This window comes from Nostoc sp. NMS2 (assembly GCF_017115105.1).
Lineage (GTDB): Bacteria > Cyanobacteriota > Cyanobacteriia > Cyanobacteriales > Nostocaceae > Nostoc.
In genome coordinates, this window is sequence record NZ_JABXKH010000077.1 from 1 (window position 1) to 11553 (window position 11553).

Here is an 11553-nt window from a genome sequence, read left to right on the forward strand (position 1 = left end):
GTTTCTGTTTTGGCTGCGGCTCTCCCAAACTCAGACCCTCTGCCATAATCCCTCTGTCAATAGGGTTTGAGACGCGCTAACCCTGAGTGGATTCCCTTGAAGTTCGTTTAAGATGGTAAAATATCAAGAATTATTGGGAGGAATCAATCGTCATGACTTTTATTGTTGCTAAATGGACGATTGACGAGTATCACCGCATGATTGATGCTGGCATTTTGAGCGATCGCAAAGTTGAACTACTTAAGGGAGAAATTGTCGAAATGTCGCCGGAAGGAGAACCCCATGCTTATTGTAGTGATGAAGCTGGTGAGTATCTAGCAAAGTTATTGGCTGAACGCGCCAAAATTCGTGAAGCCAAGCCTATCACCTTACCCAATGACTCGGAACCAGAACCAGATATTGCCATTGTCCAACGTTTAGGACGCGAGTATCGAGAGCATCATCCTTATCCAGAAAATATTTTTTGGTTGATTGAGTATGCTAACTCCAGTTTAGAAAAAGATTTAGAGAGAAAAAGCAAAATCTACGCAGAAGCAGGTATTTTAGAATATTGGGTTGTAAATCTTAAAAAGCTACACTTAGTGGTGTTTCGAGAAATCTTAGACGGAGAGTATGCGACAAAAATAACATTGACTACGGGAACAATTCAACCGCTAGCATTTCCAGATATTTCTGTTGCTGTGGAACAAATTATTAATAGTTAACTTAATTAAAATTCTATGCGCTTGCGTTAAATTTAAAATTAAATTCCATGACTTTTACCAATTACCCAATTACGCCGGAAAAACCGGGCTAAAGCTGATTCTTCTAAAGATAAATAAATTGGCCGTCCGTGGGGACAGGTGCGAGGGTTGCGAGTGCGTTGCCAATTATCTAAAAGTGTCTGCATTTCTTGTTGGTTCATGGGTGTACCATTACGAATGGCACTGCGACAAGCGACAGCTACTTGGGCGGTTTGTAAGTCGCCTCCCCAACTAAGCTCTAAAATTGCTTCTGCACAGTCGTCTCGCGGTTGCAAAGGTGCGGGGATGTTTCGGACAGCCCAAAGTTGCTCGCCAAAGGGTTCTATGTCTAAACCGATGCGTTGTAGTTGCGATACTTGCGCTGGCGACAATTGATAAAGAATGATTGGCGGTTCCACGGGGATAAGTTGCCAATCATCGCATAATTGCTCATACAAGACTCGCTCATGGGCAATGTGCTGTTCTACTAACCACATACCACCTGGATGTTCAGCCACAATATAAGTGTTGCTAACTTGAGCTACAGCTTTTAAAAAGTTAGGAGAGACGCGATTAATCGCGTCTGTACAAGAGTTGTGATCTTCGTTGGGATTTTGAGGATGGAAATTGTAGCCGCCTTTTGCTTCTGCGGTTTTGAGTAATTTGCTAACTCGTGTTGTGTGGACAGCTTCTTTGAGATTGCTAGAAGAAATGCTGAGTGCTTGGTTAATTGCTTGGGTAATTTGCTCTTGCCAATAAATGATTTCGTTGAGGTAAATTTCTGTTTTTGCTGGATTGCGATTCCAGTTAATTTGATCGGGTGAGATGGCAAGATGTAAGAAACAAATTGGATAGCGATCGCGTGGTAAGGTTCTGTAAAATGCTGATAATATCGTTTGCTCTAGTTCCGGTGTCTTAACCATCCGGCCGTTAATGGCTACACGTACCCAATCTGGACGATGACGATGACAGCGATCAGGTAATCCTACCACTAAAGTGAGTGCTGAGTGGGAAGTGGAAAGAGACGCGATTAATCGTGTCTGTACTGGAGAGTTAGGAGGGTTGGGTATTTCGAGTTTCAGTTCTTGCAAATCACCTTGTCGCACTTGGGGTAAAATCTGCGGTAGCAGTTGCCCAGTTGTTGCAGCCGGAGAGATGGTGAACCATTGACGATCATTTTGCCAAATCTGCCAGGTGACGTGGGGATGACATAAGGCGATTTGGTGAATTGTGGCTTGCACGGCTTTTATTTGCTGTGCGGCTGTGGGCAATCCCTGACGACGTGATGAGCAATTACCGAAAAGATTAGAAACTGTCACCACTGTACCAGGTGCGATCGCAGTTACTTCAACTTGCACAACTTCCCCACCATCGCCATAGCTAATCCGCCATCCTAATTTTCCACCCACAGGACGACTCAAAATTTCCAAATCTGCCAGAGTTGTTAAACTGTGTAACGCCTCACCACGAAACCCCAAACTGTTAATTTTCCATAAATCGGCACTAAAGCGAATTTTACTGGTGCTGTGGGCTGTAGCTGCTTGTTGCAAGTCATCTAGGTTCATTCCACAGCCATTATCTGCCACACGAATTCGCCATTGCTGCGGCCATAGAGAAACCACAATTCGCGTTGCACCTGCGTCTAGGGAATTTTCTACCAATTCCCGCACCACAGAAGCTAAAGAGTCGATTACCTCACCAGCTGTGATAAGATATACGACTTCTGTTGGTAGAGCTTGAATAGTAGATGCCATAAATTATAGTTTATAGCTTCTGGGGGTAAGGGAAGTAGGGGGAGATGGGGGATAATTTGCAACTAGTACAGCACGGCGTAAATAAACCTTGCGGTACTAGCTAGTTGCAAATTATTAACTTATTACACTGAAAACTCAATTAAAAGGCGATTTTTGATAAATTGCTTGTGAGGTTATAAGCAGGAAAAGCTTATGAGTAATAATTTAGTTGCTGATGTCCATGATTTAAAGACCCGTTTGCAATGGGGTCAACCAGGTTTTACAATTGTTGATGTGCGCGATCGCCACATCTACAATCACGGTCGGATCAGTGGAGCAATACCCATTCCATTAGACGATTTGGAATCTAAAGCCAAATCTGCCATACATAAAGAACGCCATATCTATATTTATGGTGACACTGATGAGCATACAACCCAGGCTGCACAAATTCTCAGAGGGGCAGGGTTTGTTGAAGTAGCGGAAATCAAAGGTGGCCTTGCAGCTTGGATTTCCGCCGGTGGTGCTACAGAAGGTCTTGGCGCTTAAACTTAACCCAGGCATACTAATCTAAGTCTATTTATCTCATCATTGCTGGTTTTTTGTACTGCACATTAGACTTCTAGCAAAAATCAGAATTAGCGAAAAATTAACCACAAATCAACACCGATGAATTATCTGTGAACATCTGTGGTTTAATTTGTAAAACATTATTTTTGCAAGATATCTATTGTGCATTACAGCTTTCTTTACACCATCATATAAAAATCAGTAATTGCAATATTAATTAACATTAAATCACCTTGCTTTTTGCTTATCTTTAGGTGGTCGTTAATTACTATCTCTTATTGCCAAAACTTTAGATGGTTCAGGTTTGAGCAAACCGTTCAACAAGGATGCAGGACGTTCACTGTAAGGCCAAGCGAAAGCATGACGAAAAGCAGCATCCTGACAAGCTTGTAGTTGTTCAAAACTAATGATGTCGTAAGTCAAGAGATTTTCATACTCAAACGGTAGACGTACATTGTGCAACCCAGCATTATCAGTACAGATAGCAATATCTACCCCAGCATCAAAACAACGGTCAAAAACTAATTTGAGTTGACGGATATCCTGCAAAGTACCAGTTTTTAGGTAAGTTGTGGGGCAAACCTCTAAACATTGTCCGCGTCTAGCTACATCATTAAGTAACTCTGGATACAGTAGGGGGATTTGGATACCGTGACCGATTCGCATGAGATAAGGTAACAGTTCGGGGTAACAACCGGCGGTGGTTTCATATAGATGTCCCGTGGTTTTAACGCCTAGCGATCGCGCATAATCATATAAGCTAATCCATTCTTCTAAACGATCGGCATAATAGCTATCACCCCCTGCGACATCGACTGCACAGACATACTGCTTATTTTGCGCTGCCAAATCAACAATTGCCTTGTTCACCTGATATGGTAGGCGCGTGTGCATACAGAGAATTTGGCTAGTAACAATTGGATGTTCTGGCTGGTGGCTAGCAAGTCCTACTACTTTCACAATTTCTGCCATCTTGTCAATTCTCTGTGATTGATTCAGATGTTCAGGTGTTCGCAAATAGGGAGTGTAACGCAGTTCTAGATAAGCCAAATTTTCAAAAATGTAAGCACCCCGCACTAAGCGATAGATAAAGTAAGGCAAAGTCTCCACAGTTTGCACACTTTCTACCAGGGTGTGTAATTCTAGATACTCATCTAAGCTGTTGCGTGGGCGAGTGTAAAAATCTTCAAATTCTGAATAGTCAGCAAAACGGGAAATCAACTCCGAAGAATGTCGCTCGAAATATCGCCATAGAACTCGCGGTACGACGGAACCGCCCAGATGTCTATGTAATTCAGCATATAAAGCCATAGTGGTATTTTTAGATAAAAATTTCAATAATTGTAACAAAAACATAGAAATAAAAAACCTATACTCGCAAAAATTGAGAGCAAAGCGGAGGTTTACCACCATCTGAATTTTCAACCCAAGTCTTATTAATTGAGCTTTTGCTCGTTCCCATATTCTGTATGAGCAAAGAGATAATAGAAAATCGAGCTTTTTTAGGGCAAGGCGCAAAGCGCACACCACGCGAACAAGGTTTCAGGTTTTCAATGCGTAAGTCCTGTTTATGCCGTGCTGTACCAGATGATGCGAGAAGGTCGGTATTTATCCTTATTTTCTGAAAATCCAGCATTTAATAGAGTTTTGAGGATAAATAAACTTGACATTATCAAGATTAAATTGATAGCATTTAAAACCCTTAGTTTTTGTGTTATACTGAAATAAATATTTAAATTGTTGAGCAAGTGAAATATAGCAATATATTTTTCTTTAGCTAAACAAAATCTTGGGCGAGGTTGATATTAATTGAAAATTCAAGCGTTGGATGTCAAGGCTGGCGATCGCATTATTGCTTACTGCAACAATAAAATGCAAACCTGCAAGGTAAAACGCATATTAGATCCCGGTCAAGCTAATATCACACTATCAGTATTCACCTCTGAGAATTATCGCGGTTGCTCAGTTTCATCTATAGTCCGCTTCCAGTCGAACGCCTTGGTTGATTTGGTAAGTTAAAAATCAAGGAAACATTCAATCTCAAAATGTCTGTAGCAATTGTCCAGCCTCAAGATGGATTTGATTTTTATTAAAAGTCCAATGCCTGGGTTGGGCTACGCCTACGCACACACAAATCTGTTTAATTATGGCTGGATAATTTTCCAGAAAAGAGTCGTGACGGTACACGAGTCAAGACAATAGCAATAAACTAATTAGTACACTGTAGCGGAAATTTGATCGCCTTTAGACAATGGGCCTAAGCCCATTGTCTACTTTGTTAGTTATTTTTCACATTTTAGAACTTACGCATCAAGTACGAAATGTAGGGGCAATTCATGAATTCCATCTATGGAAAATTAAGGCTTTCACTGTCTTTTTGCATAAGTCCTAAAATCACGATCTATGTTAACGAAATTAGATTTAAGCATTCTCATCTAGGATGGTTCCTTCTATATTGGCTCCAGACAAATTTGCTCCGCTCAAATTTGTCTGGTTCAAATCTGCTTGGGTAAGATTTGCTTGGGATAAGTCAGCTACAGTTAAGTCTGCACCACTCAAATCGGCTCCATCTAGATTCGCCGCTATCAAGCTTGCTTCCTGCAAATCCGCCTCACTCAAATTAGTTTCAATCAACTTAGCAACCGTCAAATCAGCTTGACTCAAATTAGCTCCTTCCATTGCTGCTCCATCCAGGATAGCTCCATCCAAAATAGCTCCGCTTAAGTTGCTACCACTGAGGTTAGCATTACTCAAATCGGCTCCATTTAAGTCTGCTTCAATCAAACTGGCGTGGGCTAAATTAGCATGACTCAGATTAGCTCCATCTAAAATAGCTCTATCTAAAATTACGTTACTGAGATTGGCTTCCCTTAAGTTTGCCTCGCTTAAGTTGACACCAGTAAAGTCTCTGACACCTGCGGCATAGTTTTTCAGGAGTTGATCTGCTTTCATATCTGTCGCTGTGCTAAGGAACGCTAATTGAGGCTATAAAAATTACTAAGATAGGCGGTAGATCCCCAGTACGCGCAACGGAGAATGGGTGTGGTAAATAAAACCGGAGTGAATATGGAATCACCTTTATTTACATTAGTCATCCTCAATGACTGGCGCTACTACCTAGAGTTGTGAGTTATTTTCATACTTGGGAGGGATGTTGAGAGATGAAAAAATTTTAAGCATTAGTGCAAAGCGATCGCTATACTCAATTGTGGTGTTCGTCTGGCATAGGTTATGGCAAAACCAATTCGTATTCTTTTGCAGACTACAATTCCTACAACTGAAGATGACTGGAGCATTTTTCGTTTCTCGATATTACAAGATTACTTAGCATCGATTAAAGACGAAGCAGGAAACTCCTTATTTGAAGTTACGGGACGCGATTACGAATCAGATGGAGTAGGTGGCGATGCAGTTCTAAGTAGTCTCGACAAATCAGATTTTGATGAACTTTGGCTATTTGGTTTAGAAGTGGATAACGGTTTAACCGAAAAAGATATTGCCGGAATTAATGCTTTTCGGCAACGTGGCGGCGGTATTTTGACAACACGCGATCATCAAGATATGGGTTGTTCCATGTGTGGTTTAATTGACATCGGTGATGTCCACTATTTCAACACAAAAAATCCCGACCCCGATAAATCTCGCTGGAGTCGAGATGACTCATACACAACTAATATCTCCTGGCCAAATTATCATTCTGGAGCTAATGGTGATTACCAAAAAATTAGCATTATTGAACCCATTCACGAACTTTTAAAAAATCCCAATTCCAATTCGGGAAGCATTGAATTTTTTCCAACACATCCCCACGAAGGCGGAATTGGCGTGCCTTTGGGCAATGCAAACGCGCGGGTAATTGCTTTGGGTAAAAGTTTAGTTACAGGTCGCAACTTCAATTTGGTTGTAGCGATCGAGCATCATCAAGATAAACAGGGGAATATAGTAGGACGAGCAGTAGCCAACTCTAGCTTCCATCATTTAGTAGATTACAACTGGGATATTGAAAAAGGCTGTCCCACCTTTGTAGCTGAATCACCGGGAGATGGCATGAAAAAACAGCCACGCGCTTTAGAAGATATCAAAACCTATGTGCGTAACGTCGCTTTCTGGCTAGCAAGTTGATTAACGCTCTTTTATTACTCCGAAAAAATAAAATATTCGTAGGTTGGGTTGAACTTTAGTGAAACCCCAACAAAATCAGAGATTGTTGGTGTTGGGTTTCGTTCCTCAACCCAACCTACGCCTAAGTTCATCAAAGTCCTTAAAAATAAGGGTGGATGATTTTTATCCCACGAGAGTCATAAAAGAGCGTTAAGTAGTTATTGGTCATTAGTCATTGGTCAGTTTGATTTTTTACTAATTGCCGTAATTCCACCGCGATACCCAATATTTTCGGGATCGCGGTGGATAGTTTACGTTTCTCCACCAACCACTACATCTTGAATTCGGAGACTAGGGCCGCCACAACCTACTGATAACCCGTTTTGTCCTCCCTTGCCACAACCGCCGGATTCATCCCAGTAAAAATCATCACCAATGGCCTCAATATCCGCTAAAGTTTGGAATACATTTCCCGAAAGCGTTACATCCCGCACAGGTTCAGCAATTTTGCCGTTCCTAATCATCCAAGCTTCCCCAGCACTAAAGGTAAACATCTCACCATTCGTCATTCCACCCAACCAATTACGGGCATAAACTCCTTCTTTGATATCGGTGAATAAGTCTTCAACTGGTGTTTTACCCCGTTCAATCCAGGTATTTGTCATCCGCACAATGGGAGTGAAGTGATAATTAAGACATCTGGCGTTCCCAGTAGGTGTTTCCTCCAATTTGCCAGCAGTTTCACGAGAATGTAAACGTCCAACTAAAACTCCATCTTTAATTAGTTGAGTAGTGGTAGCGGGCGTACCTTCATCGTCGTAAAAATAGCTACCGCGATGTCCCTGTGGGGCAGCACCATCAAAAATTTGCAGTTCTTCTGGGCCAAACCGCCGTCCAATGGTCATGACTTCTAATAAATCAGGATTTTCGTAAGCCATATCAGCCTCAGAAAGATGTCCAAAAGCTTCGTGGACAAACAAACCCGTGAGAATTGGGTCAATGACTACGCTATAAGTATTGCCTTTGACAGGTGGCAAAGATAAAGCTGCGATCGCTCTTTGAGCCGCACCTTTTACCTGTTCATCCAAATCAGTTAAATCTTCGTAAGCTTTGCGAGAACCAGTAGTTTCCCTTCCAGTTTGTACAGTTTCGCCATTTCTGGCAGTGGCGGCAAAGCGCATTTCCATATCCACCCAAGATTGATCGATCAAAGTGCCCTCTGAGGTAGCAATGATCGCTCTTTGAGCGCTGTCACCATAACGCACCGAGGTAGTGGTAATCCGGTCATCAATACTTTTGAGCAATTCGGTATAGCGATCGCACAATTGTTTTTTCTTCGAGAGGGGAATTTTTCGGGGATCAGTACCTTTGAGAGGGAGAATACATACTGCTTGCACCGGGTCAATGGGTGCAAGTAAAGTTTCTTCATCACCAACCATTCGCGCCGCAGCGATCGCTTCTTCTATCCGATCCTGAATTGTCCCCAGTTGGTTAAAGCAGCTTAACCCCCACCCACCTTTATAACAAGCGCGAATATGTCCACCAATGGAGATGCCTTCACTGAGAGTTTCTACCTTGTCGCCACGCAACAAGATATCAGTCCCTTCTGCTTCTTCAAGGCGAATCATCAGATAATCTACACGCTCACAGTAGCGGGCGATCAAGTCAGAAAGTAAATTTTGTGCTTCAGCAAGTGTAGTCGGCATTTTTGGGTAGTTACAATGACGAACTGCATTTATTTTGCAATTTTTTGGGCAATTTTTGCTACTCAATGTTAAAGTTGCCTATAAATTCATTACCTAGAGGATGTTTCAGAGGGTGAACAGCGATCGCTGACTCTTAGTACTTCCTTTTTTAGGATGGGTAAGAACTCAAGGATGTGCTAAGGTAGTTAGGTGAGAATAAAATTCGGTTACAGCGTTTGTTTTTAGTATTGACAGGCTTTTCCCTTTTGGTCTTAACAAGCTTGTCTCCGAAATCTAAATCTCTACACACCTATGATTTTGGAGATAACGCATGTCAATTTATGTAGGTAATCTATCCTACGAGGTCACACAAGAAGACCTTACATCTGTATTTGCTGAACATGGTTCTGTAAAACGCGTTCAGTTGCCTACTGACCGTGAAACAGGCCGTCCACGTGGCTTTGCTTTCGTAGAGATGGGTACAGAAGCTGAAGAAACAGCTGCCATTGAAGCTCTTGATGGTGCTGAGTGGATGGGACGCGACCTTAAAGTCAACAAGGCTAAACCCAAGGAAGACAGAAGTGGTTCCTTTGGTGGTGGCGGTGGCGATCGTCGCGGCGGCGGCGGTGGTGGATACAACCGGGGACGATACTAAGCTTTAAAATCAAAAATTAAGTTTTAACGTCTTAAGGGCAGAATCATTATCTGCCCTTTTTGCGCTCCGATCTACTGGATGCCTTGAAATTGCCCAGTACCAATTAAGTAGGAGATGAAAATGACCCAAGTATTTGTGGGCGAAAATGAAGGAATTGAGTCGGCCTTACGTCGATTTAAGAGAGAAGTTTCCAAAGCAGGTATTTTTCCAGACATGAGAAAGAATCGTCATTTTGAAACGCCTTTGGAAAAACACAAGCGCAAAGAAGTTGCAAGACATAAACAACGGAAGAGAAATTTTCGTCGCAATTGAAAACAAGCGATACCTACGATAAGCTATAATAACGCACTCTCTGATAAAATTTTTAGCTGTTGAAGGGGCGATCGCTGTACTCCTGGATGTGAATCGAAAGAGTAAGTTTTGGTAAAGCCATTACTGATTATGGGATGGGCAATGTAAATAAAGATGTGTCCCCCAATTGACAAAAATTTGTTATCGTTACTTCCGGGCTAGCGATCGCTATGCTAACCTTACTATATCTAGCTGAAGAATTATTTTTGAGATTCCCTCAATAGTCAACAATGCTTTTGAAGTGTCTGTCTTCAAAAGCGGAATTTTAGATTTTGGACTTTCCTGCGGAATGCTACACTAAGCCCTCGCTGAACGTCTCAGTCAAACGATTTTAAAATTGAAAGCTTCAAAATTCAAAATTTAAAAAGGTCTGATAAGAAGCGAATTTAAACGCGAGAACAATTTTATTCAAAGCAACTGCATAAAGAGCGGGAATGCTCAAGGGGCAGGTATGGGAGCCATCTAAAATCTAAAATTGTTAATGATTGGGCATCCTAACGCCCATAGTAGCCTATTGAGTAGTTTGTAGCTCTGGAGAAGTTTGGGCAGGAATACTGTTGCCCCTGCCTCTAAACTCCCCTGGTGATTTTCCTAGAAAACACTAGCACAGATGATGATAACAAAACGGGTTTGTGGATTCAGTGATCGGTAAACTATTACCTCAAAACCATCCATACTGGGCATGGCTAAGTGTTCAGTTGTTACCTATAGTGGATGTTTTCAGAAAAATAACTGATAACCTTGAAACACCATATTTCACTCCCAAATTAGATGTGCTTATCACAATTTTGTTTTTTGTTCGGTGTGACTTACTAAGTTTGGAAGCCTTTTTCCTCCTGAGTAGAAAGAGAGCGAATTAACTCCCGAATCACATCAGTTGCTGGTCTCCCGGTCATTGAACAGTATTGTTCAAGCTTTTGTGCCTCGCTTGATGTGAGATTGATTGTAAGTCGTTTAGCAGCCCATTTTTTATTCATATAGTTGACAGACAAGCTATGTTTTTAAACTACTTCTCTAATATCAATCATTTAAGATGCTACTACAATGGTATAAGTAATGACATTTAATTCAAGTGATCGTGAAGCAGGATAGTATATTTTTCTAAGCAATAGTGAAGACGTATGGTGTATGCTCAAGTATGAAGTTTAGTTGCTTTTAGAGCTTTAATTATAAGCAGAATGTAAAAGTGATATTCAATTAAGTAAACATAAAATAAGTATTTTCACTAACTGTTATCGGATTTTAAAAAATTAAAATAATTTGCTGAGGCAAGTAATCAAGTCTAACCTATGGCTTCATTGAAAAATACTGTGCTGTGCTTTAGTTTAAAGTAGTGCTAGTCAAAAATCAGACTGGTATAACTTCGATGAGTGTGACAGTTCGTTAACTAATAACTAGGCTGTAACCTATAAAACAATACGCTTGGGTTAAGGATAATCGTAGGTTGGGTTTCACTTTGTTCAACCCAACAAACCAGCGAAAATATTGGGTTTCGTTCCCCAACCTAACCTACGCAGTTTAAGGTTTTTGGCAATAACTGAACCATATAGACCTATAAAAGTCATGTTTAGTCATTGGGAGCATCCACTTTTGGAAGAAACACCGGGCGATTGGAAATCGCGGCTACACAAACGAAGTCCGCCTTCGCGGACTCTCTGAAACCCGCGAAGGCGGGTTTGGTTTGTATAGCCCCAGACTTCTAGTCTGAGGGCAATCCGCCAAAAGTGGATGCTCCC

Annotated in this window: 11 protein-coding genes; 6 read left to right on the plus strand and 5 right to left on the minus strand. The window is 41.5% G+C overall.

Annotated features, from left to right (window positions below; all coding sequences use genetic code 11):
* Positions 1-152: 152 nt before the first annotated feature.
* On the plus strand, positions 153-704 hold the full coding sequence (locus tag HWQ36_RS15170) for a Uma2 family endonuclease (protein WP_292704166.1): 552 nt from the start codon (positions 153-155) through the stop codon (positions 702-704).
* A gap of 38 nt (positions 705-742) precedes the next feature.
* On the opposite strand, the gene mutL is transcribed toward HWQ36_RS15170, so the two are convergent.
* Positions 743-2476: a DNA mismatch repair endonuclease MutL gene (gene mutL / locus HWQ36_RS15175; RefSeq protein ID WP_292704169.1), complete on the minus strand. Its 1734-nt coding sequence runs from the start codon at positions 2474-2476 to the stop codon at positions 743-745.
* A gap of 192 nt (positions 2477-2668) precedes the next feature.
* Here mutL and HWQ36_RS15180 point away from each other — a divergent pair, with 192 nt between their 5' ends.
* Entirely contained in the window at positions 2669-3004 is a 336-nt protein-coding gene (locus HWQ36_RS15180; RefSeq protein ID WP_292704172.1) for a rhodanese-like domain-containing protein, read from the plus strand.
* Between the two features lie 282 nt (positions 3005-3286).
* On the opposite strand, the gene HWQ36_RS15185 is transcribed toward HWQ36_RS15180, so the two are convergent.
* Positions 3287-4336, minus strand: a complete 1050-nt coding sequence (locus HWQ36_RS15185) for an adenosine deaminase (protein ID WP_292704175.1) — start codon at positions 4334-4336, stop codon at positions 3287-3289.
* A gap of 498 nt (positions 4337-4834) precedes the next feature.
* On the opposite strand from HWQ36_RS15185, the gene HWQ36_RS15190 reads away from it, so the two are divergent.
* The gene (locus HWQ36_RS15190; protein ID WP_041565457.1) at positions 4835-5044 is read left to right on the plus strand and encodes a hypothetical protein; all 210 of its coding nucleotides are present in this window, start codon (positions 4835-4837) and stop codon (positions 5042-5044) included.
* Between the two features lie 402 nt (positions 5045-5446).
* Here HWQ36_RS15190 and HWQ36_RS15195 read toward each other — a convergent pair whose 3' ends face one another.
* Complete coding sequence (locus HWQ36_RS15195; protein WP_292704178.1) at positions 5447-5977, minus strand: pentapeptide repeat-containing protein; 531 nt, start codon at positions 5975-5977, stop codon at positions 5447-5449.
* 279 nt (positions 5978-6256) lie between these two features.
* On the opposite strand from HWQ36_RS15195, the gene HWQ36_RS15200 reads away from it, so the two are divergent.
* Positions 6257-7147, plus strand: coding sequence for a hypothetical protein (locus HWQ36_RS15200; RefSeq protein WP_292704180.1), 891 nt, complete (start codon positions 6257-6259; stop codon positions 7145-7147).
* 290 nt (positions 7148-7437) lie between these two features.
* On the opposite strand, the gene HWQ36_RS15205 is transcribed toward HWQ36_RS15200, so the two are convergent.
* Positions 7438-8832 carry a TldD/PmbA family protein gene (locus HWQ36_RS15205; protein WP_292704182.1) on the minus strand — a complete coding sequence of 465 codons (1395 nt, stop codon included), beginning with the start codon at positions 8830-8832 and terminating at the stop codon, positions 7438-7440.
* A gap of 310 nt (positions 8833-9142) precedes the next feature.
* Between HWQ36_RS15205 and HWQ36_RS15210 the strand changes: the two genes are divergently transcribed.
* On the plus strand, positions 9143-9466 hold the full coding sequence (locus HWQ36_RS15210; protein WP_114085123.1) for an RNA-binding protein: 324 nt from the start codon (positions 9143-9145) through the stop codon (positions 9464-9466).
* A gap of 120 nt (positions 9467-9586) precedes the next feature.
* A complete protein-coding gene (gene rpsU / locus HWQ36_RS15215) occupies positions 9587-9778 on the plus strand; it encodes a 30S ribosomal protein S21 (RefSeq protein ID WP_069073774.1) in 192 nt (63 codons plus the stop codon).
* Between the two features lie 851 nt (positions 9779-10629).
* On the opposite strand, the gene HWQ36_RS15220 is transcribed toward rpsU, so the two are convergent.
* Entirely contained in the window at positions 10630-10794 is a 165-nt protein-coding gene (locus tag HWQ36_RS15220; protein WP_292704189.1) for a CopG family transcriptional regulator, read from the minus strand.
* Positions 10795-11553: the final 759 nt, after the last annotated feature.

Excerpts from the sequence above, each read along its gene's own strand:
- HWQ36_RS15170 (WP_292704166.1), top strand. The coding sequence starts at position 153 with ATGACTTTTATTGTTGCTAAATGGACGATTGACGAGTATCACCGCATG.
- mutL (WP_292704169.1), bottom strand. The coding sequence starts at position 2,476 with ATGGCATCTACTATTCAAGCTCTACCAACAGAAGTCGTATATCTTATC.
- HWQ36_RS15180 (WP_292704172.1), top strand. The coding sequence starts at position 2,669 with ATGAGTAATAATTTAGTTGCTGATGTCCATGATTTAAAGACCCGTTTG.
- HWQ36_RS15185 (WP_292704175.1), bottom strand. The coding sequence starts at position 4,336 with ATGGCTTTATATGCTGAATTACATAGACATCTGGGCGGTTCCGTCGTA.
- HWQ36_RS15195 (WP_292704178.1), bottom strand. The coding sequence starts at position 5,977 with ATGAAAGCAGATCAACTCCTGAAAAACTATGCCGCAGGTGTCAGAGAC.
- HWQ36_RS15200 (WP_292704180.1), top strand. The coding sequence starts at position 6,257 with ATGGCAAAACCAATTCGTATTCTTTTGCAGACTACAATTCCTACAACT.
- HWQ36_RS15205 (WP_292704182.1), bottom strand. The coding sequence starts at position 8,832 with ATGCCGACTACACTTGCTGAAGCACAAAATTTACTTTCTGACTTGATC.
- HWQ36_RS15210 (WP_114085123.1), top strand. The coding sequence starts at position 9,143 with ATGTCAATTTATGTAGGTAATCTATCCTACGAGGTCACACAAGAAGAC.
- rpsU (WP_069073774.1), top strand. The coding sequence starts at position 9,587 with ATGACCCAAGTATTTGTGGGCGAAAATGAAGGAATTGAGTCGGCCTTA.
- HWQ36_RS15220 (WP_292704189.1), bottom strand. The coding sequence starts at position 10,794 with ATGAATAAAAAATGGGCTGCTAAACGACTTACAATCAATCTCACATCA.